Origin of the sequence: Desulfofarcimen acetoxidans DSM 771, assembly GCF_000024205.1 — a bacterium.
Classification (GTDB): domain Bacteria; phylum Bacillota; class Desulfotomaculia; order Desulfotomaculales; family Desulfofarciminaceae; genus Desulfofarcimen; species Desulfofarcimen acetoxidans.
On the sequence record NC_013216.1, the window covers coordinates 4,223,374 to 4,248,788 of the forward strand.

General features: G+C 38.3%; 27 protein-coding genes and 3 pseudogenes. 10 read left to right on the plus strand and 20 right to left on the minus strand.

Annotated elements, in window-relative coordinates:
• The first annotated feature begins 86 nt into the window (after positions 1-86).
• The 3 genes and pseudogenes from DTOX_RS24585 (at position 87) to DTOX_RS19585 (ending at position 1,515) form a co-directional block, all read left to right on the plus strand.
• Complete coding sequence (locus DTOX_RS24585) at positions 87-353, plus strand: hypothetical protein (RefSeq protein WP_242652485.1); 267 nt, start codon at positions 87-89, stop codon at positions 351-353.
• A 3-nt stretch (positions 354-356) separates the two neighbouring features.
• Positions 357-842: pseudogene (locus tag DTOX_RS22570) on the plus strand (transposase).
• Positions 843-1,029: 187 nt separating this feature from the next.
• Entirely contained in the window at positions 1,030-1,515 is a 486-nt protein-coding gene (locus DTOX_RS19585; protein WP_015759400.1) for a hypothetical protein, read from the plus strand.
• 269 nt (positions 1,516-1,784) lie between these two features.
• On the opposite strand, the gene DTOX_RS19590 is transcribed toward DTOX_RS19585, so the two are convergent.
• The gene (locus DTOX_RS19590) at positions 1,785-2,012 is read right to left on the minus strand and encodes a nucleotidyltransferase domain-containing protein (RefSeq protein ID WP_340140004.1); all 228 of its coding nucleotides are present in this window, start codon (positions 2,010-2,012) and stop codon (positions 1,785-1,787) included.
• Positions 2,013-2,582: 570 nt separating this feature from the next.
• Between DTOX_RS19590 and DTOX_RS19595 the strand changes: the two genes are divergently transcribed.
• From DTOX_RS19595 to DTOX_RS19605, 3 genes are all read left to right on the plus strand, one after another.
• Entirely contained in the window at positions 2,583-2,807 is a 225-nt protein-coding gene (locus tag DTOX_RS19595; protein WP_015759403.1) for a YvrJ family protein, read from the plus strand.
• Between the two features lie 665 nt (positions 2,808-3,472).
• The gene (locus DTOX_RS19600) at positions 3,473-3,868 is read left to right on the plus strand and encodes an AbrB/MazE/SpoVT family DNA-binding domain-containing protein (RefSeq protein WP_015759404.1); all 396 of its coding nucleotides are present in this window, start codon (positions 3,473-3,475) and stop codon (positions 3,866-3,868) included.
• Positions 3,869-3,870: 2 nt separating this feature from the next.
• Positions 3,871-4,167 carry a type II toxin-antitoxin system RelE/ParE family toxin gene (locus DTOX_RS19605; RefSeq protein ID WP_015759405.1) on the plus strand — a complete coding sequence of 99 codons (297 nt, stop codon included), beginning with the start codon at positions 3,871-3,873 and terminating at the stop codon, positions 4,165-4,167.
• 150 nt (positions 4,168-4,317) lie between these two features.
• Here DTOX_RS19605 and DTOX_RS19610 read toward each other — a convergent pair whose 3' ends face one another.
• From DTOX_RS19610 to DTOX_RS19640, 9 genes and pseudogenes are all read right to left on the minus strand, one after another.
• Positions 4,318-4,623, minus strand: coding sequence for a nucleotidyltransferase domain-containing protein (locus tag DTOX_RS19610; RefSeq protein ID WP_015759406.1), 306 nt, complete (start codon positions 4,621-4,623; stop codon positions 4,318-4,320).
• Complete coding sequence (locus DTOX_RS19615; protein WP_015759407.1) at positions 4,593-4,988, minus strand: HEPN domain-containing protein; 396 nt, start codon at positions 4,986-4,988, stop codon at positions 4,593-4,595. The genes DTOX_RS19610 and DTOX_RS19615 overlap by 31 nt, the downstream gene beginning before the upstream one ends.
• Before the next feature lie 1,031 nt (positions 4,989-6,019).
• Positions 6,020-7,018, minus strand: coding sequence for an Rpn family recombination-promoting nuclease/putative transposase (locus DTOX_RS19620; RefSeq protein ID WP_015759408.1), 999 nt, complete (start codon positions 7,016-7,018; stop codon positions 6,020-6,022).
• Between the two features lie 157 nt (positions 7,019-7,175).
• Positions 7,176-7,625: an SIR2 family protein gene (locus tag DTOX_RS19625; protein WP_015759409.1), complete on the minus strand. Its 450-nt coding sequence runs from the start codon at positions 7,623-7,625 to the stop codon at positions 7,176-7,178.
• A 354-nt stretch (positions 7,626-7,979) separates the two neighbouring features.
• Complete coding sequence (gene galE / locus DTOX_RS19630) at positions 7,980-8,993, minus strand: UDP-glucose 4-epimerase GalE (RefSeq protein ID WP_015759410.1); 1,014 nt, start codon at positions 8,991-8,993, stop codon at positions 7,980-7,982.
• Positions 8,994-9,679: 686 nt separating this feature from the next.
• The gene (locus DTOX_RS19635; protein ID WP_015759411.1) at positions 9,680-10,147 is read right to left on the minus strand and encodes a PIN domain-containing protein; all 468 of its coding nucleotides are present in this window, start codon (positions 10,145-10,147) and stop codon (positions 9,680-9,682) included.
• Between the two features lie 8 nt (positions 10,148-10,155).
• Positions 10,156-10,320 (minus strand): hypothetical protein, encoded by a 165-nt coding sequence (locus tag DTOX_RS23705; protein ID WP_015759389.1) that lies wholly within the window; start codon positions 10,318-10,320, stop codon positions 10,156-10,158.
• A gap of 256 nt (positions 10,321-10,576) precedes the next feature.
• Positions 10,577-10,699 (minus strand): hypothetical protein, encoded by a 123-nt coding sequence (locus DTOX_RS25035; RefSeq protein WP_015759390.1) that lies wholly within the window; start codon positions 10,697-10,699, stop codon positions 10,577-10,579.
• Between the two features lie 419 nt (positions 10,700-11,118).
• Positions 11,119-12,495: pseudogene (locus DTOX_RS19640) on the minus strand (UDP-glucose dehydrogenase family protein).
• Positions 12,496-12,817: 322 nt separating this feature from the next.
• On the opposite strand from DTOX_RS19640, the gene DTOX_RS22575 reads away from it, so the two are divergent.
• Both DTOX_RS22575 and DTOX_RS19645 read left to right on the plus strand, forming a co-directional pair.
• Positions 12,818-13,216: a HEPN domain-containing protein gene (locus DTOX_RS22575; RefSeq protein ID WP_015759412.1), complete on the plus strand. Its 399-nt coding sequence runs from the start codon at positions 12,818-12,820 to the stop codon at positions 13,214-13,216.
• Positions 13,183-13,515, plus strand: a complete 333-nt coding sequence (locus DTOX_RS19645) for a nucleotidyltransferase domain-containing protein (protein WP_015759413.1) — start codon at positions 13,183-13,185, stop codon at positions 13,513-13,515. The genes DTOX_RS22575 and DTOX_RS19645 overlap by 34 nt, the downstream gene beginning before the upstream one ends.
• Before the next feature lie 216 nt (positions 13,516-13,731).
• Here DTOX_RS19645 and DTOX_RS19650 read toward each other — a convergent pair whose 3' ends face one another.
• From DTOX_RS19650 to DTOX_RS19680, 8 genes are all read right to left on the minus strand, one after another.
• A complete protein-coding gene (locus tag DTOX_RS19650; protein ID WP_015759414.1) occupies positions 13,732-14,055 on the minus strand; it encodes a UPF0175 family protein in 324 nt (107 codons plus the stop codon).
• A 103-nt stretch (positions 14,056-14,158) separates the two neighbouring features.
• Positions 14,159-14,629: a hypothetical protein gene (locus DTOX_RS21770; RefSeq protein ID WP_157863023.1), complete on the minus strand. Its 471-nt coding sequence runs from the start codon at positions 14,627-14,629 to the stop codon at positions 14,159-14,161.
• 36 nt (positions 14,630-14,665) lie between these two features.
• Positions 14,666-15,601 carry a transposase gene (locus DTOX_RS19655; protein WP_015759416.1) on the minus strand — a complete coding sequence of 312 codons (936 nt, stop codon included), beginning with the start codon at positions 15,599-15,601 and terminating at the stop codon, positions 14,666-14,668.
• Positions 15,594-15,914 (minus strand): HTH domain-containing protein, encoded by a 321-nt coding sequence (locus DTOX_RS19660; protein ID WP_015759417.1) that lies wholly within the window; start codon positions 15,912-15,914, stop codon positions 15,594-15,596. The genes DTOX_RS19655 and DTOX_RS19660 overlap by 8 nt, the downstream gene beginning before the upstream one ends.
• An 899-nt stretch (positions 15,915-16,813) precedes the next feature.
• Positions 16,814-17,836 carry an Rpn family recombination-promoting nuclease/putative transposase gene (locus DTOX_RS19665; RefSeq protein WP_015759418.1) on the minus strand — a complete coding sequence of 341 codons (1,023 nt, stop codon included), beginning with the start codon at positions 17,834-17,836 and terminating at the stop codon, positions 16,814-16,816.
• A gap of 141 nt (positions 17,837-17,977) precedes the next feature.
• Positions 17,978-19,081, minus strand: coding sequence for a DNA-processing protein DprA (gene dprA, locus DTOX_RS19670; protein ID WP_042316292.1), 1,104 nt, complete (start codon positions 19,079-19,081; stop codon positions 17,978-17,980).
• Between the two features lie 2 nt (positions 19,082-19,083).
• Complete coding sequence (locus tag DTOX_RS19675; protein ID WP_015759420.1) at positions 19,084-20,628, minus strand: YifB family Mg chelatase-like AAA ATPase; 1,545 nt, start codon at positions 20,626-20,628, stop codon at positions 19,084-19,086.
• A gap of 26 nt (positions 20,629-20,654) precedes the next feature.
• Positions 20,655-21,224, minus strand: a complete 570-nt coding sequence (locus tag DTOX_RS19680; protein WP_042316293.1) for a transposase — start codon at positions 21,222-21,224, stop codon at positions 20,655-20,657.
• A gap of 928 nt (positions 21,225-22,152) precedes the next feature.
• Here DTOX_RS19680 and DTOX_RS19685 point away from each other — a divergent pair.
• The gene (locus DTOX_RS19685) at positions 22,153-22,392 is read left to right on the plus strand and encodes a hypothetical protein (RefSeq protein ID WP_157863024.1); all 240 of its coding nucleotides are present in this window, start codon (positions 22,153-22,155) and stop codon (positions 22,390-22,392) included.
• 623 nt (positions 22,393-23,015) lie between these two features.
• Here the strand turns inward: DTOX_RS19685 and DTOX_RS25505 are convergent.
• The gene (locus tag DTOX_RS25505; protein WP_015759422.1) at positions 23,016-23,168 is read right to left on the minus strand and encodes a hypothetical protein; all 153 of its coding nucleotides are present in this window, start codon (positions 23,166-23,168) and stop codon (positions 23,016-23,018) included.
• Positions 23,169-23,195: 27 nt separating this feature from the next.
• Between DTOX_RS25505 and DTOX_RS22585 the strand changes: the two are divergent.
• Positions 23,196-23,602 (plus strand): annotated as a pseudogene (locus DTOX_RS22585) (transposase); the annotation flags it as partial.
• A 265-nt stretch (positions 23,603-23,867) separates the two neighbouring features.
• Here DTOX_RS22585 and DTOX_RS19690 read toward each other — a convergent pair.
• Positions 23,868-25,244 carry a UDP-glucose dehydrogenase family protein gene (locus DTOX_RS19690; RefSeq protein WP_015759423.1) on the minus strand — a complete coding sequence of 459 codons (1,377 nt, stop codon included), beginning with the start codon at positions 25,242-25,244 and terminating at the stop codon, positions 23,868-23,870.
• Between the last annotated feature and the right edge of the window lie 171 nt (positions 25,245-25,415).

Below are 25,415 nucleotides of genomic sequence, written 5' to 3' on the forward strand. Positions count from 1 at the left end.
GCAGCATTAGCTCATACGGCAATAGTACAAGGAATGTAAACAGTATCCCAGCGCGAACAGTTGCGCGATACTTATCTGAAGCGGATTTGAAACCGCATCAATATAAAGGTTGGTTAAATGCTAAGATTGATAATCCGGAGCAATATAAGCAACAAGTGACGACTGTCTGCCAGGTTTATCGGAATTCTATACAGATGGAATCCTCTGGTTGTCATGTATGCTGTACGGACGAAATGACCGGTGTCCAAGCATTGGAACACATTCATGAGGCATTGCCTATGCGTCCGAATCAAGTGGAGTGTATTGAGCAAGAGTATAAAAGACATGGAACAACCACTTTAATCGCTTCATGAAATGTGGTAACTGGAGAAATTGTTGCTCCGCTTATTCAATCTACCCGGACAGAAACCGATTTCGTAAAGCATATCCGTGAAGTAGTGGCAACTGATCCAAAAAGCTCATATATTTTTGTCATGGATCAACTGAATACACATAAATCAGAGACACTGGTAAAGTGAATTGCAGAACAAGAAGGAATCCCGACAGAGGAATTGGGTAAAAAAGGTGTAGAGGGAATTTTAAAATCAATGGAGACGCGGGCAGCATTTTTGTCAGACACGGCACATCAGATTCGTATTGTCTATACACCTAAACACTCATCATGGATGAATCAGATTGAAATATGGTTTAGTATATTAAAGAGACGATTAATCAATAGACGCTCTAGTTTTTCATCGGTTCAAGATCTGGAATTGCGTATTCAACAGTTTATTGATTACTATAATCAGTATTTGGCTAAACCATTTTGCTGGACATATGCAAATAAACTCTTGGCTGCATAATACTTAATTGGTTGTTATTGGTGTGCATGTATTTGCGCCATCGTGCACTAGTTTGCTGTCTACACTTAGAAACACGGGTCGCCCCGTGCTTCCCAAGACTCGCTATAGAATGATTGGCTAAACCTTTTCTAGTGGGATTCCCACCCACTATATGATACGTCCTTAGCTTGGCGTACGGCCATACCCAATGTCATTGGACTATCCCTCCATAAAAAGGAATAAGAGTGAATTTAAAAGTTTAAAAAAAACAATAATAAGACTTGACTTTTCAAAAAGATCACCAAATGCTTTTATTAAAATGGCTGAGGCCATAATCACCTGGTATTATGGCGATGATAACTTTAAAACATTCAAAGGATATAGGCTTTCTGCAATTGATGCCTCTATTTTGGAAATTACCAATTCAGAGCGATTGAGGGATGCCTTTGGGTATAGTGAAGGCAAGACTGTAAAACTCGCACGTGCCAAGGCTTCCGATATCTATGATATAGAAAATGACATGATGATTACATCAAAAATCACCAGATATACTACCGGCGAGAGGGATATTGCCATTGAACTAATCGAAAAATTAAAGAAGTTGGTATTAAAAAACGATCTTATTCTTTTTGACAGACGATATGCACTGGCAAAAATTTGGAAAGGGCGCTTTTCTCTTTTCAAATTTTTTTGAGCATTTTCAAGTTTTTTCGAGCAGTCGTTCTATGGTATATCGTCTTCATAGGTTTTGAGGTATATTTTAACCCCCAAATAAATCTGGAGGCATTTTCGATTGATGAAAGAGCTTCTTCACAGCTAACCAAGTAAAAAAATTGTCATATTCACCAGCTTATCTCAGATACCTACAACTTTTTAAGATTTTACCGTAATCCCTTAGCAAAATACCAGTCTTTACAAGTTGTTCGTTAAATAGACCAATTAGAGAGTCCACAAGGTTTCACCTTATTTAACCACATTAGTGGCAAATGGTGCGTTTAACAGTAACAGTTTGCTGAATTGCTCATCCTCATAAATGTTGACTGAGATATCAATACCATGCTCTAATTCGGAATCTAGGACAAAATCATAGATTTTATCGCGATCGATATTTTTCTTGTTTTTTACCGGAATGAGAACATCCATATCTGAGTCCAAACGGTGATCGCCCCTAGCCCTAGGAGAGTGTTTCAAAAGTCATAATTTTAAAAATTAACTACTATATATAGCTCTAATTGGAAGTATAAATACTATATATAGAAATAAAAAGATAAAAAATCTACTTTTGAAACGGTCTCCTAGAACCATATAAAAGCACCTTAGTAATCTCGCCAGGATGTATTTTATTTAGGTACCGAACAAAATATTTTAAAACTTCCTGTTCTGTGTTTGTTAAACCGGGCATTTAGACCACCCCATTTAATATATGTCTTCCTTTAATATTATAACATGTATTAGATTGGCATCAAGTATGCACTGGTCTGAAACCAATCTACTATATCAATATCATGAAAATCTTATTAATCTCAGTAAAACACCTTAAGCTATTAATAAAATACTTAGATTAACTCGAAGATATTCAAAAAACTAACTTCAGTGCTGCTGTTATTGATACCACTACCACAGAAATCATCGCCGGTTCATAAAAAAAGAGGATGTTAACCATACATCCCCACCAAAATATTAGCTTATTAGATAGTATCACAGTTGCAGGCTCCTGACCATAGTTTTTTGTACGATATAATCCGGGGGTAAAGCATCAGAATGGACGAAGTAGTCAAACTGGCAGCCAATTATGTCTTTCCCATGGTTGTGGCGGGATACCTTTTAGTGCGCCTGGAACCGGTGATCAAGGATCTGCAAAAGTCAATCTCCCTACTGACCGTTGTGGTGGCCAGGCAGGGTGAAGTTGACTACGAGGAGGCCAGGCGGCTGCTGGAAAGAAGCCATATATCTTACATTCCGGACCCAGAAAAAACTGTTTCGTAATACATGTATTAACAGGGATTTATGCATCATAAATGTATGCATAATATACAATACCTAAAGTTATACATTGTAAAATAAGTACTTATACGTAATTATACCAAAAACAGTTATATATGCCCTGTGGTTTTATGTCTTTTATGGATTATATATGCCTTATAGTATTTTTTAGGATATAAGGGTCCGGAAAGTGAGATATATAATGAAACACACTCACATTATACTGCATCATACCGGAGCGGAAGAGAAGGATGCAGCTCAAATCCGCCGACAATCACTTAAGCCTGGGCTGGCAGGATATAGGCTAATCCTAAAGAGTATGAACAGTTAATAAAATTCTAAAAGAAACCCGTATCGCTGTTAAAGTGATACGGGTTTGCTAATAAAGCCACAATGAACTGTAATTATTTAACAAGGGTCTGCCCCTTATGAAAAAAATTATTTTACTAGGGACAGACCCTGGTAAAAATTTAGAAAGAATGCCTTTCTCTTTTCAAATTTTTTCGAGCACAAGATCCAAACTCCAAGGAAAAACCGGAAATATATGAGTCACGGCTCATAAATATTTCTAAAGTATAAATCTAAAATTGACAATTTTTCCTAATAGAAGTATAATACAAGGAAACAAAATTTCCTTACTTACATCACTTGAATAAAAGGAGCGTATAATGATGTTAGAAACTAGAATAGAACAGGAGAAAACTTCTATAGAAAAACGTCGTATTCATATTTCATCAAAGCGGCAAATAACGATTCCATCTAAATACTTTGAAGCTTTAGGTCTGTCAGATGAGGTTGACTGTATCTATGCAAACAACATGCTCATCCTCATTCCTGTTAAAAAGGAAAATCCAGCTTTTGCAGAGGAGATACTATCAGATCTCATCGAGCAGGGGTATTCCGGCCAGAAACTATTAATTGAGTTTAAGCGCATCACCCGACAGGTACGTCCTGCTGTAGAAAAACTCATTGAAGAAGCAGACGCATTAGCAAAAGAAGCCTCTACAAACTATATAGACCGTACCGATGAGATTTTTGGAATCAATGATGAAACGGAGGCTTAGAAATGCTTCCGGTAATCTACACACCAATCGCAGAAAAATATTTTAAAAAACTAAAAGATAAAGCACTGAAAAAAGTTTTTAAAGAAGCAGTGTTAAACATTAGGAAAAACCCTGCTATTGGACAAGTTAAAACCGGTGACTTAAGTGGGTTATACTCTCTTGACATCTATCACAACCACACCAACTATGAACTGGCCTATAGGATCTCTAAATTAGAAAATGGCGATATGGTAGTTATTATCATGGCCGGTACCAGAGAAAACTTCTATAAAGAACTTAAACGATACTTGTTCCGATAACAGATATGAATAACACTTTCAAGCTACCTATATAGAATTGTATTCTGCTCATTATTCAGATAAAAAACATTATGAAAGGCCAACCACCTTTTCGATGATTAGCCTTTCTTGAATTATCAAATTAAATCGTATTTCATCTGAGATACTCCCTCACCCGATACGACGACCAGTCGCTATTACCTCTCTAACAAAAGGGTTATCCTTTCTCAAAGGGTGAGGTTCTATTCGAGTATCAACTTTCCTTCGAATCTTCATTAACTTTAAGGTATCCTCAATAATATCGCCGGAAAAATCATCAGTAATTACTGCGATATCTATATCACTATCCCGATCATGGTTTCCATTAACGAAAGAACCAAACAAATAGACCGATTCCACGTTCATTTCCTCTTTGACCAAGTCGGCATATTTTTCTGCGATAGAAGTTATTTCTTCTCTAATACTACTAAAAGCCACGTCTTCAACTCCTCAATAGCCACCAAGTTTTCTTTTGTAAAAGCCGGAGTACACTTTTGGTAAAAACTATGCTTGTAGTCCGGATATCTGGCTGCAATATTGAAACTGGTTATCATGTCCAGTTGGTCCTTCTGTTTATCATTAGTGTTCAAAGCAGCTTTCTCCGATAGTCTTAGCAGATCATGAATTCTGGGAACCTCTGTATCAATTCGCGCCACATAAACCGCTTTCAATAACTTTTCTAAAACCAGGTGGCCCATAAATAAACTCCAGTGATAATCCTTGCTGTCATATAAATGCATCATAGTTTGATAATCTCGCTCTGCAGAGGTGATCCAGTACCTAATAATTTCATTTTTAGTCAAAACGGCCACCTTCCTTAAAGTTATTTCAGACTTAATCTATTATACTTGTAAATATTGGATAAAGCAATATAAAAAAGGACTGACAACTTTTTAAAATTGGCTTTTTTGTTAACACCCCTCGTGGTGCTCAGGCCAGTGCTATTTAGCATGGTTGAAACTGCTGAAGGAGAATGGACTTAATCCTTTTATTTATCTTAGTTATCTCTTTGAGAAACTTCCCAATATGGCTACCCAAAATCGGGACGGACTCATTAGATAAGTTACTTCCTTGGTCAAATACTTTACCTACTATCTGTCGAGTACATATTAAGAATACTTAAATCTCCAACCTATTTCAAGATGGGGATTATTTTACGCTGACCGATAAAAAGCATTATGTACTAAAAAGAGCCAACCAGCACGAAAGATGGTTAACTCTTTTGTCTTTTTTCTATGATACTAACCCTAAGAAATAGTGGTTTTTATATATTTTACCCAGGATCTGGCACTAGTGAATATAAGGTATTTCTGGTAGTTTTTTTTACAAGGGTCTGACCCTTATGAGTGAACGGTTTTCTCTTTTTAAATTTTTTCGAGCAGGAGTACTTTCCAGTATCTTTCTTCTATTCTCTGGATAACGTCCTTCAATGTTAAATGGCTATAATTCGGATAATAAATCAACTACGCAATTGACATCAATAGGTAAAAACACGGTATTTGGTGATGGTTTATATGAAAAGCTCATTCAACACTGAAATTAAATAGAATAAGTTTGCTCGCCACACAGACTGTCCCGACCTTACATACTTTTTTAGTACATAGGCCGCCGTGACTTTTACGTCCGGGCACACCGCAGTTTGTTACCTCCCTGCGTTCCGGATATGCTAATCAACTGAATCGGCTAATTGGTGATAGGCGACTTTCACGCCATTAGATTCTCAGCCTTGACGGCTGCTCCCGCACGGTCAGACCCTGATGAAAAATGTCGAATGCTTTCGGCATTTTTCCCGAGCACTAACAACATTTTATTAATCCCAAGGAATGTACTACTCTTAATGCAACTCGTTTTTAATTTTCTGTACAATTTCTTTATCCAGTGCAGTTATTTTACATATAACATCAACCGATATACCTTCTTTCAAGGCCGCCCTTGCTGTTTCTAAAGCCTTTTTCAACTCGCCTTCTTTTATGCCTTCCTTAATACCCTCTTTTATACCCTCTTTTTTCGCCTGCTGCTGCATCTCATCTAGTGTTACCTCAAGGTTCATAATCATAAATTCCACCTCCAACTGGTTGGCTTCCTCCATAATACGGTCAACTTCCTTATGCAAATGGACCGGCATTCTCGGCTTGATGACATTTTTGAGCCAAATCATAATTTGCCTGAATTCATCCTGAGTTAGTTTTCTCAATACCCTGATTAATTTCCTCAGGCGTGTAATTAATTCCTTATGGTTCATTGTCTGGTCGAGAACAAATACGCTGGCTATCAGGTTTGCCATTTCGTACAGTTCCTCATCTTTGTATCTGTTGACATCAAACAATATGTAACTAAAGTCCAATACCCGCCCACCGAATATTTGACAGTCAGACAGCATTTCCCTGAAATTCATCTTTGCCGTCCAGTTGTTCTTGCCATTGTACAATACCGCCGGGACTATAGCCGGCAGCCTAAAGTCTTTACGATCCCTTTCTTCTTTCTGTGTGTTATTGTACGTTTCTCTCCATATCTGCACCATGTACTGCAGTAAACGAAAGGGCATCAGAAAATCTACAGTAGATTGTAACTCCAGCAGTACGTAGAATATGACATCCTTTTCCTTCGTCCGGAGCCGATACACCACATCTGCCTCTTTTTCACTGAAATCTTCCAGCACGAATGACTTATCAACTAGGAGCAACCCATCTTCTTCTATTTCGTTCACCCAATCCTCTTGCACAAAGGTTTTGATTAATTCCAGAAATATCTTTTTATTGCTGAGAAGCTGCTTATAACCCTTGTCATGGGGATGGTGTGGATGTTTTAGGTTAGGTTGGCCACTTTCCGTCATGGGATCACTCCCTTCGTAATTATTATATCACAGACTGCCAGTAAATGGTCTTAGCATTATGAAAGCCTTTTGTTGTAAAAGTGGATAATTACCTCCGCAACTTTATCCTATTCTATTATTTGGTCCGATCTATTTGAAAAAATTACTGTTCTCCTCATCACAAAAAATATTCCAGACAATCAGCTTTCTTAAACACGTTTTCTAATACTCTATCAAAATTAGTCGTAATTACCGGACCCATCGCTAATTGTGGTAATAAAAAGACTGATGTATCAGTGAGATCCTTATCATCTAATAAATGTTCTCCGAAGGCATCTTCTATGGCATTTATAAAGGCCCTATTACCAATATTATTCATTATTTCCTCTGCAGCATTTTCATATTTGCTCTCATATAATAATGGTTCTATTTTATCTTCTAATCCATATTGTTCTGAAATATCACTAAGAAAAGAATACCAGCCAGGATATCCAAAAGGGATAGATAATCCTGCTCCTACAAAGGGAACGACTCCTAATTTGGATTTCATTTGATTTATTAATCGACGAATGTTACCTTTGTTTTCTTTCATTTCAAATATCGCAGGTATTTTATTAAGCTGTTCCAATATCTAATCACCTCTTTTTAGTAATCACTGTTAAATTGGTACGGGTTTGCTAATAAAGCTAGAATAAACTGTTAGTATTTACCAAAGATCTGACCTTCTTGAGTGAGAGCGAATAACTGGAAATGTTTTACTAGCAACGGGTCCCGGTAAACATTTGGAAAAAACGATTTTCTTTTTTCAAATGTTTACTAGCATGCATGATCTTGCCATAAACAACATACAACGTCACCCCATGAACAAGATAGGCTAAACGTAACGTCATAATACTTAATTCGAAATCTTTGAAGCAACTGGCAGTCTTTTAAATGGTCTGACCCTTATGAAAGGTTATTTTTATTTATTACAGGAATGCTCCTAATCTCCATATCCATCCGGATTGCTTGACTGCCAGCGCCAGGAGTCTGCACACATCTCCCTGATACCCCTTTCAGCGGCCCAACCAAGTTCTTTCTTTGCTTTTGTTGGATCAGCGAAACATATGGCCACATCACCAGGCCTTCTTTCTACTATGCAATAAGGCACCTTCCTGCCAGAAGCATTTTCAAAGGACGCTACCATTTCAAGTACGCTATAGCCTCTTCCTGTGCCTAAGTTATATGCATCGATACTGTTACCGAACATAATCCTCTCAAGAGCCTTTAGGTGCCCCAGAGCAAGATCCACTACATGAATATAATCCCTTACTCCAGTACCATCTGGGGTAGGATAATCATTGCCAAACACTTTGAGTTCCTCCAGTTTCCCTACCGCAACCTGCGTGATATAGGGCATGAGATTGTTAGGTATACCATTGGGATCCTCACCGATAAGACCGCTCTCGTGTGCACCTATCGGATTGAAATAACGAAGGAGTGCTATGCTCCAAGCTTTATCTGATAAATAAAGATCCTGCAATATCTCCTCTATCATAAGCTTAGTACGTCCATAGGGGTTGGTAGCTGCCAGTATGAAATCCTCCGTGATTGGGACACACTCGGGTATACCGTATACTGTAGCCGATGAGCTAAATACTAACTTCTTTACACCGTATTTCTGCATAACCTGACAGAGCACAAGAGTACCGGTTATATTATTATGATAATAGTGCAGGGGAACCTGTACCGACTCTCCCACTGCTTTAAGCCCGGCAAAATGAATTACTGCTTCTATGCTATTCTCAGAAAAAACCTTCTCAAGTCCTTCCTTATCTAAAACATCATCTTTATAAAACTTAATAGCCTTTCCTGTTATTTGATTTACCCGCTTTAAAGACTCAGGTTTGCTGTTTGACAGATTATCAACCACAACAACATCATAATCGGCATTAAGCAGTTCTACACAGGCATGACTGCCAATATATCCTGCTCCTCCCGTGACCAATATAACCATGAATTTTACCTCCTATATTCATCATCAGAATAAAATCAAAACGCATGTGGAAGGAAAACTCTTTCTTCCGATTTACAGTATATACTGAAATAAACTATTATAAAAAAATACTATCTTAAAAACTACATCTTGTCAATTTATGGACCATTGTAATTAGTAATGGCTCAGATCCTCACCAGCAAGATAGATTACTTTTATTGACCAATTACTGGGGCCGGACCCATGTAGAATTATAAAAAGAACGCTTGTCTCTTTTAAAATTTTTTCGAGCACTAAAAGTAACCCGTATTACTGTTAAAGTAGTACGGGTTTGCTAATAAAGCCAAATTGTTCGAATTACAAATGGGCCGGCATTCACTCACAGCATTACATACATCGGCTTAATTAAAGGACCAGGTAAAGGATCAATAGGCTATAAGGATGATCTATATGGCAACAAGAATACTTAAATCTCCAGCCTATTTCAAGATGAGGATTATTTTACGCTAACCGATAAAAAGCATTATGTACTAAAAAGAGCCAACCAGCACGAAGGATGATTAACTCTTTTTGTCTTTTTATATGGCATAACCCTAAGCAATAGTGGTTTTTTACAGCTTTTTCCGGGGGTCAGACCCTAGGGAAAAGAAAAGCCAGGTCCGGGAAAATAGACCGACCTGGCTTTTCTATGAGGGTAGAGTCCAAAATCAGAAAGATGCTTGTACGCTATACTGATACGGTACAACAATTTCCAAAGCAGGATGTGGTACAAATTTAAAATCGTCAGGGTTCCTTGTATATAAGGGAAGATCATTTACAATTGCAGTAGCCGCAATATAACAATCTTCAATATGGTAATCTCGGTATTCTGCTGATTGACGAGAGAGTAAACCAGCAGTTCTAGCCACTTTTTGGTTCGTAGGTAAAACTCGAAAAAGTGTTGGCAAAAGCAATTGAATTCTATTTTCCTCTTGTAAAGATATGTATGGATACTGGAGTAATTCTTTTATACTATGGCAAGAAATGTATCTATTAACTCTTTCATCAATTAGTTTATCAATTAACGATACAGCCATTTTTGAATTAAATTCATACATTTTATTTTTTGGCCGCGATTTTCGATGACTTCTGAGCACATCAATTAAAATATTTGTATCAATAAGAACACTATTCATTTATTTTATTACCTTTTATCGAAAAATGACGTGTCTTTGTCTTCCCATAAACCAGTTAATTCTTTCAAAGCCGCTTTTTCTTTTTTCATCTTTATCTTTTCCAATGGAGATAGATACTTGCTAATTTTTTTCTTTATATCTTTAACACCATAAACAATTTTAACTGTTGCCATTTTACTCACCTTCTTTTTTAAATTATCTCACGGGAAATATATACTGTCAATTATCACCCTATTTTTACCACTCTTTGCTAGCTTAATTATATCCCAAAGCAATACAACTTTTTTAGTAACTCCAAAACTTTCTTATAAATGGACACCAATAATATTGTACCAATTACAGAACCCTCCAAGTTATTTCCTGGGAGGTTTTGAGAGACGAGTTTAAGACATCTTATGTGTTGCTTTTTATCAGTATGTTGTCATCTAACTACTGACCTTTATTCACCATGCTGCCAGGCATTAAGATATGCTTCCTGTTCCGGTCACCTCGAAGATTTTCATCCAAACTAACTACAGTGCCGTCGAATACCTTAGTTCCGATAAAAAACATTATGAAAGACCAACCACCTTTCCAATGATTGGCCTTTATCGAATTATCAAATTATATCGTGTTGCATCTGAATCTTGGGGTGAGAATAATTGGTATTTATTTGCTGGGGCCAGATCCTAGGGAATGCAAGTATTGATTTAAAACATTGAGGCAGGCTAAGGGTGCCTGCCTTTTGTTGACAAATAAAGGTATTGGACAAATTTCCTTCAAATCCCGGACAACATACAACGTTATCATACTCGATTTGTTAACTGGAGTGGGAGTGGATCAGACCTATGTATATAAATTGCAAAATCTTACTGGGGTCTGACCTTAGTAAATGCAAGTCATTTATGGTAGATTTTTACGAGGGTCAGACTCCAGGGGGGAATTGCAAATAACGCTTTTTGTTATTTGCAATTCCTCCCTGGAGCACTACTCTATGCCGGTTTAAGGCGGTGGTTCGTGTTGTGTGTATTGCTTAACCTGATAGCTTTATTCTCTACAACAGCTTGTCTACCAATAGAATAATACTCCACTCCGGCATCTTTCATATCTTCAATGTCATATATATTTCTACCGTCATATACCAGCGGTGTCCTCATTTGCTTTTTATAGTCTTCCGGCTTAACTGCTTTAATTTCGTCCCATTCGGTGAAGATAAAGCAAACATTAGCACCGGAAAGTGCCTCCTCTGGGCTCTTAACGTAAGTAATCTTATGCTCACTCTCCGGATACTTCTGCCTAAAATTATCACTACCCACGGGGTCATAAGCATATATCATTGCCCCTCGATCCAACAGCAGCGGAACATTTTCAAGTGACGGTGCTTCCCGCAAATCATCTGTTCCCGGCTTAAAGGTTAGTCCCAACACTGCCACCTTAAGACCATCAAAAGTAATTAGCCTGTTCGAAGCCTTTCTGTATAATACTGTTTTCAGGTCATTATTTACCGTGATGGCAGCCTTAACCGTCCTTAGCTGATAGCCATTTTGCCTAGCTAGATAATCCAGTGCCTTAGTATCCTTGGGGAAGCAGCTACCGCCGTAACCGATTCCGGCATTTAAAAATTTACTGCCAATACGTTCATCAAATGACATTCCCCGTGCTACGTCCTGGATATCTGCGCCTACAAGCTCGCAGAGGTTAGCAATGTCATTCATATAGGATATTTTTAAGGCCAAAAAGTCATTGGCAGCATATTTGATCATCTCCGCCGACCGTCTACTTACTGATACAACTGGTAGATTAAATGGCTCATATATTTTCATGAGCATTTCCTCAGCCCATTTACTATCGTACCGATGATAATTCTTGCCGCCTCCAGAGTATCACGTACCGCTGTACCCTGGGCAAGAAATTCAGGATTACTAGCCACCTCTACTTTAACACTATTAACTAAAAAATCCTTAATAAATTGCTCTACTTTATCATTTGTGCCAACAGGAACTGTTGATTTTACCACCACAAGGCAGTCCTTCTCTATGGTTTCTGCAATTTGCCTGGCGACGGTAGCTATATAGGAAAGATTGGCGGAGCCATCGGGCTGCTCGGGAGTACCTACACCTATAAAAACGGCGTCTGCATCTTTGTATGCCTGAATATAGTCTGTGGTAAAATCAAGCCTACCAGCAACATAATTTTTTCTGCATTAGTTCCTCTAATCCTGTTTCATAGATAGGAGAAATGCCTTGCTTAAGCATATTGACTTTTTGTTCATCGATATCAACACAAGTAACATTGTGACCAACTTCGGCAAAACATACTCCGGCTACCAGACCTACGTAACCTGTACCGGCTACTGAGATTTTATGCATAGTACTGAATACCTTCCTTCTCATATATATTTAAGATGTTAATCCCAGAGTTATACTCTATTAGGAACGTCTTAATATTAATCTATCTATAGCGACTGGTAATCTCTGACGTGGGTCTGACCCTTATGAGGACCCCAGGGAGGAATTCGAGCACTGAAATCGACCCGCGCAAAGACTATTTTGGTAACCTCCGAACTGAGCGAATCCAATTGGAATGAAAAATTTTGGGATTGGATTCAATTATACCTTTTAGCTAACTGGCAAAATTGTTATAATATTAATAATATATTACGTGGTCTTACTACAGTAGGGTTATTTTAGAATGAGAACTCAATCATCCGTTTGGATTAGCATTGCCGACGATGACTTAGAGGCAGCTGAACACTGCTACCAAGGCCAGCAATACCTCTGGGCTATGTTCATGTGTCAACAAGCGTTAGAAAAATCCATAAAAGCGCTTTGTTTTGAAATGACTGGTGAAACCCCACCCAAAAAACATGACTTAATCGCCTTAGCTGGAATTACAGGAGTTTTGGAGGAATGCCCCAAAGATATGCGTGACTTATTCCGTCGTCTATCAGTTTATTATATCGAAACAAGATATCCTGATAAGCGATCAGAACTTGAGGCTAAATGTAACGCGGCATCTACCAAAAACCCATTGGCCAGTTCAAAGGAGGCTGTTGAATGGCTAAGAAGCAAATTGAGCAAATTGAAATAATCATAAAGGACTATGTAAAGGCAATAAAAGCTAGAAATATACGTATTGAAAAGGCTATCTTATTCGGATCCTATGCCAATGGGCAGGCTAATACTGACAGTGATATTGATATCGCTATTATCTCTCCTGATTTAGGTATAGATTATATTGAAGAGGCCGTTATGTTAAAAGAAATAAGCGAAGAAATAGACCTTAATATTTCACCAAGGCCTTATTCTGTGGATGAATGTAGAAAAGCAAACATCGGGCAGTTCCTCTATGATGAGATTATCAGCAAGGGTAAAACTATAAATACATAGATTTTATTTTAAGTTACACTGCTTTTCTATGTTGGGGTACGACCTCGAGTAGAATTGTATCGTGTAGGATCTGATCTCTTTGGAGAATAATAGCCGGTAATTTTTTATGGGTCTGACACCAATGTCATCTATCTGGTAGTTTTTTATGATGGCCAGACTCCGGGGAGAAATTGGAAATAAAGCCTTGTGTTATTTCCAATTTCTCCCCGGGGCAATCTAGAATTTTGTAATCTGATTTATTTTTTCTAATGTTTTCTCCGGCATTTTATAGTGTTCATCAATTACCGATATACCTTCATTCTGCAAGATATTATTCATCTCAAAATAATCTACTCCTAACATATCAGCACATTGTCTTATACTTAATCTTCCGTCCCTATATGCTTTTATTACTTCGCCTTTATTAAGCTCTCTTAAAGCAATATCAACTAATTGCTGAATAGCTGCCGATCTATCTGTATATCGCTTATTTGCATAAGCATCTATTCTTTTCAAAAGCTCTGGTTCAAAATTAGTACTTATTTTTATTTTTTCTCCCATTGACTTTTCACCCCTAGATAATATTCTAACGCTGAGATAGACAACCTTTTATAACTTACCAAGTATTTTAATGCTCGTTCATACTGTTCTTGACAGTAAAAAGTTATGAAGCTTCTTCCAGCCGATGCATAAAGGGCTTTCTGCTTTTGGACATAATTATTCCGTAAATCACACTATTTCTGAAATTGAAGAAATTATGGAAAAATTCTTCCCGAATAACAGACATAACCGTTTCCTCAGAAGGAACTTCTGAAGAGACGGTTCTTAACCACCCACAATATTTTTGATTAATATACCGTTCATGGTTTATGGCAATAATTTGTAGAATTCCGGTAGCAATGCATCCAAAGTTTACAAAGCCTTCAATTGCATTTATACTACTCGCTATTAACTGTTGTTTTTGGGAACTTAAGTTTGTGAGATCACTGGTAGTTTTGTTACCGAGTTTCGGCCATGCAAGAGTCCAAAAATGGTAGCAAAAAGAACCTATCAGGTGCTTCATCACCTTAAAACTAACTTCGATTTTAAAGCGATAACTGTAAGCGCGAATAACATTTAATGGATCTATGTTCAAATCGGAACACATAAGGATAAACTGGTTTTCTCCGTCTTAAACCAATACAAAGCGAACCTTCTCCTTTATGGGTTTCCAAAGAAGGTCGATACATAAAAAGGAAATAGTTTTCTGCTGATTATAAATTATGATTTCTGCCTCTTGGAAATCTGTATGCCGTAACTTGAATAATTTCATAAGTTTAAGTGCGTTGCCATAGGTACGTGGTCTACCCCGCTTGCCTGTTTTCGGAGGGGGATCCTCATATGCAACAACATTCTTTTTAGCACGTGTTATCAAATGCAATAACCGGTTACCATTTTGGTCTACTAACTCCTTAGCTATAAGAAAAGTAGGGCCAACTGAAAAATAACCGTCCAGTATAATGAGACATTTTTTGCCTAACTGAGTTGCCATGCGAACGGCTGCTGAGGCCATCAAAGTTACCAATGTTGTTTGTTCTTTACCCTCTAATATTGGAGAATCTTTGCCTTGAAAATCCCTTATTTTGTCTACACCTTCATGAATTTCAGCCATGATCGGTATGCAGAAGATCTTTCTTTTTTCTTTGCCAGCCAGTAGACCAAGAACTCCAAAATGATGTCCAGTGATATAGGAAGGCTTTCCAGAGTTATCAGATTCCTGGTGAAGCTTTTTGACACCCGGCATATAGTTTGCTTCTTTAGATACTTTAGTACCATCACCGACAAACAACAAATGATCTTCGATTGTTACTGTTGGACAACGAGACTTTACAATGGTTAACCAGCACTGTTGGATATTCTCCAGTTTCCATGATGATGCTCTAAAAAAGTTCAAAAAGGAAACATAAAGATTGGGTTTAAGACCAAGCCACCGGATTATGGATGAAATCCCGTGATGATCGAGACGAATGATCAAACCCACAATGGTTATAACAAACCAATAGAATGAGGCACTCCGGCTAAAGCACTGGTAAAAACACATCAATATTTTGCTAACTTCACTAATCATGCCCGTCACCCTTCTTTAATGAAAAGGTGTTAGGTGCAGTTCTAATAAACTTCTGTCCTACTTTGACCTTTTTAACCAGTGCTGAAACGATGGAGTCTCGTTCAAGAGTAACATTAAAGCGTCTTTCAGCAATTTCAATGATTTCCGAAATGTGAAGTGGCTTCCCGGCAGATCGAAGTATATCTTCAACAAGATTAAGCTTATACGTACGTTGCTTCTTGGGTGCTTCTTCACCTTTGTACTTATCTATGATCTTTAATGTAGCCTCTGCTATTTCTCTTTGAATATCGAGAAATTGGTCAAATTCGCTCATGGATGTATCCTCCTCAAACTTTTCGTTAATGAAATGATACACCCATGATTATGAGTATGTTAATATATTTTATACTCTTACTAATTCTAATAATTACGGAAATTTATTATTGAGATTAGGTATGTAAAAATATTGGGCAAACATTACTTGAATTTGTTTCAGACGCTGACTGAAAAGGTATGGGTTTGTTGTTTACAGCTTATGGCAAACTTTTTTCTCTTGAGGTATTATGTTAGGAAGATTGATTTTTGAAACGGTCTCCTAGGGGATATTAGTTCTTTAGATTACACGCGCACTTCCGGTGAGGAGATTTTTATAAGCCAACCATACTGTACGAAAGATTAATTTGAGAATGTGTAATGGCTATCAACATTGCGAGTGTTGAATTCACAATTCAACCTATTGATAAAGCAACTGGTAATCTTTAACGTGGGTCTGGAACTTATAAGTAGAAACTTGGCCATAAACATTTTATAGGCCTACCTTTTTGTAAATCAACTGTCACTATTTAACAAGGGGCTGACCCTAATGAGTGAAAATTTGAAAAGAACGATTTTCTCTTTTCAAATTTTTTCGAGCATGAAAAGCTCATTCAACAATGAGATTAAATAGAATAAATTTGCTCGCCACACAGACTGTCCCGACCTTACATACTTTTTTAGTACATAGGTCGCCGTGACTTTTACGTCCGGGCACACCGCAGTTTGTTACCTACCTGCGTTCCGGATATGCTAATCAACTGAATCGGCTAATTGGTGATAGGCGACTTTCACGCCATTAGATTCTCAGCCTTGACGGCTGCTCCCGCACGGTCAGACCCTGATGAAAAATGTCGAATGCTTTCGGCATTTTTCCCGAGCACTAACAACATTTTATTAATCCCAAGGAATGTACTACTCTTAATGCAACTCGTTTTTAATTTTCTGTACAATTTCTTTATCCAGTGCAGTTATTTTACATATAACATCAACCGATATACCTTCTTTCAAGGCCGCCCTTGCTGTTTCTAAAGCCTTTTTCAACTCGCCTTCTTTTATTCCTTCCTTAATACCCTCTTTTATGCCTTCCTTAATACCCTCTTTTATACCCTCTTTTTTTGCCTGCTGCTGCATCTCATCTAGTGTTACCTCGAGGTTCATAATCATAAATTCCACCTCCAACTGGTTGGCTTCCTCCATAATGCGGTCAACTTCCTTATGCAAATGGACCGGCATTCTCGGCTTGATGACATTTTTGAGCCAAATCATAATTTGCCTAAATTCATCCTGAGTTAGTTTTCTCAATACCATGATTAATTTCCTCAGGCGTCTAATTAACTCCTTATGGTTCATTGTCTGATCCAGAACAAATACGCTGGCTATCAGGTTTGCCATTTCGTACAGTTGCTCATCTTTGTATCTGTTGACATCAAACAGTATGTAATTAAAGTCCAGTACCCGCCCACCGAATATTTGATAGTCAGACAGCATTTCCCTGAAATTCATCTTTGCCGTCCAGTTGTTCTTGCCATTGTACAATACCGCCGGTACTATAGCCGGCAGCCTAAAGTCTTTACGATCCCTTTCTTCTTTCTGTGTGTTATTGTACGTTTCTCTCCATATCTGCACCATGTACTGCAGTAAACGAAAGGGCATCAGAAAATCTACAGTAGATTGTAACTCCAGCAGTACGTAGAATATGACATCCTTTTCCTTCGTCCGGAGCCGATACACCACATCTGCCTCTTTTTCACTGAAATCTTCCAGCACGAATGACTTATCAACCAGGAGCAACCCATCTTCTTCTATTTCGTTTACCCAATCCTCTTGCACAAAGGTTTTGATTAATTCCAGAAATATCTTTTTATTGCTGAGAAGCTGCTTATAACCCTTGTCATGGGGATGGTGTGGATGTTTTAGGTTAGGTTGGCCACTTTCCGTCATGGGATCACTCCCTTCGTAATTATTATATCACATACTGCCAGTAAATGGTCATAGCATTATGAAATCCTTTTGTTGTAAAAGTGGATAATTACCTCCGCAACTTTATCCTATTCTATTATTGGGTCCGATCTATTTGAAAAATTAATGTCTCCTCACCATTCCACCAGCAAGCAGCTCTATTTTTCCTTCTAACTCCATGGCACAAAGGATTCTTAGTAATGCTGACGGATTACTCCCTAATATACCGGCCAATTGTTCAACACTTTGTGGGATCGGGCTAAGGTGATCGTAGATTTCTTTTTCAATCTGTGATAATGGCGGTATTTCGTTAACTCTTTTGTTCCTGTGTGCCTCATTAGAGTTTATTCTTCGCTCATGCTTCTTTTGTCCCGAATCTAACAGCAACTGGTTAGGATGAAGATAAATTTTAGCACCTTTATGAATCAGTTGGTTACATCCAGTACTTTCCTGACTATATATCTGACCGGGTACTGCCAATACTTGACGATTCTGTTTTTCTGCCAGTTGAGCAGTTATTAATGCCCCGCTTTTTTCTCCTGCTTCAACTATCAACAGCTTATTTGACCAGGCAGCAATCCACGTATTTCGCTGTGGAAAATGCTCGGCTCGTACCCTTGTCTGCGGCGGATATTCCGAAAGCAATACGCCTTCCTCAGCAATTCGATCCATCAAGCCACGGTGCTCTGCAGGGTAGCATACATCCACCCCACAACCTAAAATAGCTATCGTAAAACCACCTGCTTTGAGACAAGCCGTATGGGCATAACTGTCAATTCCCTTTGCCATACCGCTAATTACCGGAATATCTTGCTTTGCTAAAAAAGTGGCAGCTTCTTTAGTTACCTGCTTGCCGTAATCCGTACATCTCCGGGCACCGACGATACCCACCCCGGTACTGTTTGGCCAAAGGTTACCTCGATAATAGAATAGTACCGGTGCTTTTGAAAAATCTTTAACTTGTACCGGGTAGAGGGAATCATGATATGTCAATAAACGGATATTTTGTTTCTCTGTCCTGTCCAGGATTCGCCTGGCCTGTTCTAAGGATTTTGAAGCCTGGATTTTCTCAACGGTCTTATTATTTATTCCGGCTATCGTCATTAATTCCGTTCCAGATGCCAGATAAATACTTTCCGGTGATCCAAACTTATCTAACAGCTTCTTTTGCAGAATTGGCCCAATACCTTTTAACTGCGTCAACCATATCCAATATTCTTTCACCATCACTAGATAGCCAGCATGGTCACACGGTCTTTATCCAAATCTCGGGACATTAATGCGGCAGCAATATCCTGTTTTCGGATCTGCCTTGAACCCTCCAAATCGGCAAAGGTTCTCGCCACTTTTAGAAATTTATTAAAGGTTCTGGCGCTGTACTTAAATTTATCATGGGCCAGGCGCATAAGTCTCTTTCCATCCTCCTCCAGTAAGCAAAATTCTTTGACCAGTGCCTCCGTCATTTGTGCATTACAATTTACACCAGGAGTGTTAACATAACGTTTTTGTTGTATTTGCCGAGCAAATTCTACTCTCTCCCGGAGTTGTGCTGAGCTCTTTACATTGCTTTGACCTGATAAATCCAAGAAATCAACTGACTGAACATATTTTTGCAAATCAATACGATCTAAAATTGGCCCGGAAAGCTTCTGACGGTATTTCAGTACTTCATAATCACTGCACCGACATTTATCTTGTCCATAATAACCACAGGGGCAGGGATTCATGGCAGCTACCAACATAAAGTTACTGGGAAATGTGCAAACACTTTTAACACGGGAAATTGTAACCTGCTTGTCCTCCATAGGCTGGCGAAGGGCATCCAAGGTTTTTTTATTGAATTCAGCAATTTCATCCAGGAATAAAACTCCATTATGAGCCAGAGAAATCTCACCGGGAATGATGGGACTACCGCCACCGATTAGAGAGTTTAGGGAGGCATTATGGTGAGGAGCACGAAAAAGACGACGTGTAATAAGTTCGTTCCGATCCTTAAGTAGTCCCGCTACGCTGTATACCTTGGTGATTTCAATTGCCTCTTCATCACTCAAGCTAGGCAGTATTGTCGGTATACGCTTAGCAATCATTGATTTTCCACATCCGGGGGCACCTATCATCAGTATATTGTGTCCACCGGCTGCTGCGACCACAACATATTCAAGCAGAGTATCCTGCCCCTTAACATCCTGAAAATCTCCGCAATGATTTACTTCATCCAGAACAGAATCCTGTCCTTTTACCTCATCAGGAACAACATATGGGGCAGACCCGTTTAAATAATTAACCACTTCTTGTAGGTTGGAAAAGCCAAGAACATTAATATCTTTAACAACTGAAGCTTCTTTAATATTTTCTTTAGATACGATTAGTGTTCTAATTCCCTTATTGCGGGCAGTAACTGCCATTGGCAAAATGCCTATACATGGTCTTAAATCGGCATTTAGTGAGAGCTCACCAATAAAACCGAATTGCTCAACTTCAGGCACAGTAAGCTGGCCGGATTGAATTAACAAGCCTATTGCCATAGCTAGATCAAAATGGGATCCACTTTTTTTAAGGCTGCTTGGGGCCAAGTTAATCACGATTTTCATTTTGGGAAATTCATATTGGGCACAAGTAATAGCTGATTCTAATCTCTGCCGGGCTTCTTTCACTGCAGCATCGCCCAGGCCCACGATGGCAGTGACGGGTTGCCCGTGCAGCGTCATGGTTTCTACGTCCACTAAATATCCATCAACACCGGCAATGGCAAATGAACGAACAACTACTGCCATTAATTAATGCCCCTTCCTACATTATTTCATTGGTCATTAAGTGTGCTCTTTCTTCTATCTTGACGTGGAGTTTCTACATATTTTTTATACAATGAAGCATCGGAATTCGGAAAATAGGCTAATATTTTCTCCGTTGTAACGAGAGGATCTGTCTCTACCCCCATATAAACAGAATAACTGCTCCACGGATAATCCAAAGGGTGTTCCACTATATGTGCATCAACCGGGTTTAGATGAATATACCGGCTTATTTCCAGTTGATAATTATCAGTTTTAATTAACTCATCCCGAAATCGTCCTTGAAAAAGATGTCCTACAAAATTGTACTTTTTATTAAAAGAGACAGCATACTGCATGTTAATAAGTTTCATGATCTTGCTGATATCCATATCGCTGGTTTCTAAATGAAGATGAACATGGTTACTCATCAAGCAGTAGGAATGAAGAAGAAAACGGTAGGACTTTTTAGCCCATGCTAAAATCAGTAAATATGATTGGTAATCTTCCTCATCACGAAAAATATTGTGTCTATGGTTACCTCTACACATTACATGATAGGTAGCTCCAGGATACCAGACCCGGGGTTTTCTAGGTATGGTAAACCCTCCTCAATATTTTTTAGGGACCAGGACGCAATTTCATTTGATTGTATTAAATAAGGCTACCTAAAAACACAAAATTTAAATATTTTTAAGTTCTTAAGGAATATTATATCATTATTACCAGTTAGCTAAAAGAGTTATTTGTCGTTTATAAATATAATGAACATGATAACAACGAAGATTTTGCCATACAAAGACATTGATTGAAAACATTAAGGCAGGCTAAGGGTGCCTGCCTTTTGCTTACAAATAAAGGTATTGTACAAGAATCCTTTCAAATCCCGGACAACATACAACGTTATCATATTCGATTTGTTTACTGGGGACAAACCCGGTATTGGTTCCCATATGATGCGATATGTATAAAATCCTTACCCCTACTATGTATGTAAATTGCAAAATTTTACTGGGGTATGTCCATAGCTAGTGAATTTACGTGTGGCTCTTTCATCCCCTTCTCTATGCCGGTTTATCCCGATGCTTTCGGACAGACACCAGTTAAGACCTTAGAAAGAAACTAAACCGTAACATTTTGTATCATGCTGGTTCTACCTCTTTACGAAATCAACTGTTAGCATTTAACAAGGGGCTGACCCTCTTGAGTGAGAGTGAATAATTGGAATTATTTTACTAGGGTCAGGCCCCGGTAAAAATTTGGAAAGAACTGTTTTCTCTTTTCAAATTTTTTCGAGCACTCGCATTCTACACAAAGCCAGTGAAACAAAAATACATAATATGGTTAGTTAGATATTGGTAGCATAACCTGATGACATTGGGTCTGACCCTTATCAGTATGAGTGAGCGAATATTTACTGGGGCCAGACCCTAGTAAAGATTTGGAAAGAACGATTTTATCTTTTCAAATCTTTCGAGCATTATGGAAAATAATATTTTACCAATAACTACAAATATGGAAGGAGATATGGAAGCTTATTTTATTGCTACCGGTTTTATTGATTTATTGCCGCTGGCAATAAAATTAGCCCGCCAGGTAGGTTATGGTAAGGGTGAGATTATTGAAGCAATTTGTAAAGTATCTGATAAGTTTAAAATATACCCACCCACCAGGAACAGAACAGCATGGTTTAGAAAGGTTTTTGTAGAAAAATTAGATGAAGCAAGGGCGGATATTGTAAGAAGAAATTATTTGCAAAACAGGTAGTGATTATTGCCAGTTACCCTCTTGGGTACTGGCTTTTTTATATGCGGGACTGACTGACGGATTGACTGAGTCTATTTTAATCTAATTATTCTAGTCTAAATTAAAGTGACCGGTAACACCAAGTCCTGAAACTTCTTTGAATAGTCTTAACGGTAATATTAAAATACCTTTCAAAGACCGGGATCAGTACATTGGTTTTTCGATAATAAAGATTACGTACGTACTAAAAAGAGCCAACCAGCATGAAGGATGGTTAACTCTTTTTGTCTTTTTTCTATGACACTAACCCTAAGGAATAGTTGTTTTCTTGTGGTCTGACCCGAAGCAATGTATAAGTAGTAACTTAACCATAAGTTTTTATATCATACTGATTCTACCTCTTTGCGAAATCAACTGTCAATATTTAACAAGGGCCTAACCCTCATAAGTGAGAACGAATAATTGGCATTATTTTACTATTATTTTACTAGGGACAGACCCTAGTAAAAATTTGGAAAGAACACTTTTCTCTTTTCAAATTTTTTCGAGCAAAATGGAGATAATTAAATTTTAAAGGAGATGTTAGAACTATGACAAAAGAAAAGGTTTTAGCCAAGTTAAAATTCGATGTAGAACTTAGAGGGTTAAGCAAGCATACCTAGACCGAATACTATACCAAAGTTAAACTCTTTCAGGACCACTTCGATAAACCTGTAACTGAGCCAGGTGTAGAGGATGTTATGCAGTTTCTTCATTGCCCTTTTTAACGTCTGTGACAATTTGTGAGATAAATGCATTCTTATGACCCTCTATGGGTAAGACTTTACCTAAGTGAAATGGCTATATCCAATAAACGTATCGTTAGCATTGAAAAGAATACAGTTTCCTTCAAATGGAGGGACTACAAGGATGACAGTAAACAAAAGGCAATGACGATTTCCGCCAATGAGTTTATTCGCAGATTTCTTATTCATATCCCACCGAGTGGCTTTATGAAATCAGACACTACGGCTTGCTAAGCAATCGTAATCAGACGACCAAACTAAAGATTTGCAAACAGTTAACCCATATACCTCTTTTAACCAGAGAAAAATCTTCTACGCTTCAACTTGTTCTGAAACTAACCGAAATAGATTTATCTAAACGCCCTAACTGCAGATCAGAAAGACCCAGACGGTTTATGAGCTTGGATAAATCTCCCCCTATCAATAACAAAACTGCACGTGTTTAAAAAATGCCCTGTCATGGGGAAGGAGAAGCTATGTCTATTTCAGCATAAATGATGGCTAAAATCTTTTTGTCTTTTTTTTTGACACTAAACCCAAGCAATTTACAAGTAGCAACTTAACCATAACATTTTGTATCATGCTGATTCCACCTCGAACTGTCATTATTTAACAAGGATCTGACACTCATGAATGAGAGTGAGTGATTGGAATTATTTTACTAGGAATAGGCACCAGTAAAAATTCAAATTTTTTTGAGCAATTCTTAACTTAAGCACTATATAGGCGGTGGTTCGTGTTGTGTGTATTGCTTAACCTAACAGCTTTATTCTCTATAACAGCTTGTCTACCAATAGAATAATACTCCACTCCGGCATCTTTCATATCTTCAATGCCATATATATTTCTGCCGTCATATACCAGCGGTGTCCGCATTTGATTTTTATAGTTTTCCGGCTTAACTGCTTTAATTTCATCCCATTCGGTGAAGATAAAGCAAACATTAGCACCGGAAAGTGCCTCCTCTGGGCTCTTAACGTAAGTAATCTTATACTCACTCTCCGGATACTTCTGCCTAAAATTATCACTACCCACAGGGTCATAAGCATATATCATTGCCCCTCGATCCAACAGCAGCGGAACATTTTCAAGTGACGGCGCTTCCCGCAAATCATCTGTTCCTGGCTTAAAGGTTAGTCCCAACACTGCCACCTTCAGGCCATCAAAAGTAATTAACCTGTTCGAAGCCTTTCTATATAATACTGTTTTCTGATCATTATTTACCGTAATGGCAGCCTTAACCGTCCTTATCTCATAGCCATTTTGCCTGGCCAGATAATCCAGTGCCTTGGTATCCTTGGGGAAACAGCTACCACCGTAACCGATTCCGGCATTTAAAAATTTACTACCAATACGTTCATCAAATGACATTCCGCGTGCTACGTCCTGGATATCTGCACCTACAAGCTCGCAGAGGTTAGCAATGTCATTCATATAGGATATTTTTAAGGCCAAAAAGTCATTGGCAGCATATTTGATCATCTCCGCCGACCGCCTACTTACAGATACAATTGGTAGATTAAATGGTTCATATATTTTCATTAGCATTTCCTCAGCCCATTTACTATCGGTACCGATGATGATTCTCGCTGCCTCAAGAGTATCACGTACCGCTGTACCCTGGGCCAGAAATTCAGGATTGCTAGCCACCTCTACTTTAACATTATTAACTAAAAAATCCTTAATAAATTGCTCCACTTTATCATTTGTACCAACAGGAACTGTTGATTTTACCACCACAAGGCAGTCCTTCTCTATTGTTTCTGCAATTTGCCTGGCGGCGGTAGCTATGTAGGAAAGGTTGGCAGAGCCATCAGGCTGCTCGGGAGTACCTACACCTATAAAAACGGCATCTGCATCTTTGTATGCATGGATATAGTCTGTGGTAAAATCAAGCCTACCAGCAACATAATTTTTCTGCATTAGTTCCTCTAATCCTGTTTCATAGATAGGAGAAATGCCTTGCTTAAGCATATTGATTTTTTGTTCATCGATATCAACACAAGTGACATGGTGACCAACTTCGGCAAAACATACTCCGGCTACCAGGCCTACGTAGCCTGTACCGGCTACTGAGATTTTATGCATGGTGCTTTAACCTTCCTTTTCATTTATATTTAAGATATTAATACAGGAGTTATACTCTATTGGCAACGTCTTAATATAAATCTGACAACAGTATGTATTTTAGTTGCATAGAGGACAAGAACTCTTATAATCCTGGACGAGATAGGTCAACAATATATTGTATCGTGTTAG

What these genes read in the sequence shown, in the direction of transcription:
- DTOX_RS19585 (WP_015759400.1), top strand. Translation starts at nt 1,030, where the DNA reads ATGTCATTGGACTATCCCTCCATAAAAAGGAATAAGAGTGAATTTAAA.
- DTOX_RS19675 (WP_015759420.1), bottom strand. Translation starts at nt 20,628, where the DNA reads ATGGCAGTAGTTGTTCGTTCATTTGCCATTGCCGGTGTTGATGGATAT.
- DTOX_RS19595 (WP_015759403.1), top strand. Translation starts at nt 2,583, where the DNA reads ATGGACGAAGTAGTCAAACTGGCAGCCAATTATGTCTTTCCCATGGTT.
- DTOX_RS25035 (WP_015759390.1), bottom strand. Translation starts at nt 10,699, where the DNA reads ATGTTTTTTATCGGAACTAAGGTATTCGACGGCACTGTAGTTAGTTTG.
- DTOX_RS19635 (WP_015759411.1), bottom strand. Translation starts at nt 10,147, where the DNA reads ATGAATAGTGTTCTTATTGATACAAATATTTTAATTGATGTGCTCAGA.
- DTOX_RS22575 (WP_015759412.1), top strand. Translation starts at nt 12,818, where the DNA reads ATGAGAACTCAATCATCCGTTTGGATTAGCATTGCCGACGATGACTTA.
- DTOX_RS25505 (WP_015759422.1), bottom strand. Translation starts at nt 23,168, where the DNA reads ATGCATTTATCTCACAAATTGTCACAGACGTTAAAAAGGGCAATGAAG.
- DTOX_RS19690 (WP_015759423.1), bottom strand. Translation starts at nt 25,244, where the DNA reads ATGCATAAAATCTCAGTAGCCGGTACAGGCTACGTAGGCCTGGTAGCC.
- DTOX_RS19655 (WP_015759416.1), bottom strand. Translation starts at nt 15,601, where the DNA reads ATGATTAGTGAAGTTAGCAAAATATTGATGTGTTTTTACCAGTGCTTT.
- DTOX_RS19645 (WP_015759413.1), top strand. Translation starts at nt 13,183, where the DNA reads ATGGCTAAGAAGCAAATTGAGCAAATTGAAATAATCATAAAGGACTAT.
- DTOX_RS19605 (WP_015759405.1), top strand. Translation starts at nt 3,871, where the DNA reads ATGCTTCCGGTAATCTACACACCAATCGCAGAAAAATATTTTAAAAAA.
- DTOX_RS19660 (WP_015759417.1), bottom strand. Translation starts at nt 15,914, where the DNA reads ATGAGCGAATTTGACCAATTTCTCGATATTCAAAGAGAAATAGCAGAG.
- dprA (WP_042316292.1), bottom strand. Translation starts at nt 19,081, where the DNA reads ATGGTGAAAGAATATTGGATATGGTTGACGCAGTTAAAAGGTATTGGG.
- DTOX_RS19665 (WP_015759418.1), bottom strand. Translation starts at nt 17,836, where the DNA reads ATGACGGAAAGTGGCCAACCTAACCTAAAACATCCACACCATCCCCAT.
- DTOX_RS19600 (WP_015759404.1), top strand. Translation starts at nt 3,473, where the DNA reads ATGATGTTAGAAACTAGAATAGAACAGGAGAAAACTTCTATAGAAAAA.
- DTOX_RS23705 (WP_015759389.1), bottom strand. Translation starts at nt 10,320, where the DNA reads ATGGCAACAGTTAAAATTGTTTATGGTGTTAAAGATATAAAGAAAAAA.
- DTOX_RS19685 (WP_157863024.1), top strand. Translation starts at nt 22,153, where the DNA reads ATGGAAGCTTATTTTATTGCTACCGGTTTTATTGATTTATTGCCGCTG.
- DTOX_RS19650 (WP_015759414.1), bottom strand. Translation starts at nt 14,055, where the DNA reads ATGGGAGAAAAAATAAAAATAAGTACTAATTTTGAACCAGAGCTTTTG.
- DTOX_RS19620 (WP_015759408.1), bottom strand. Translation starts at nt 7,018, where the DNA reads ATGACGGAAAGTGGCCAACCTAACCTAAAACATCCACACCATCCCCAT.
- galE (WP_015759410.1), bottom strand. Translation starts at nt 8,993, where the DNA reads ATGGTTATATTGGTCACGGGAGGAGCAGGATATATTGGCAGTCATGCC.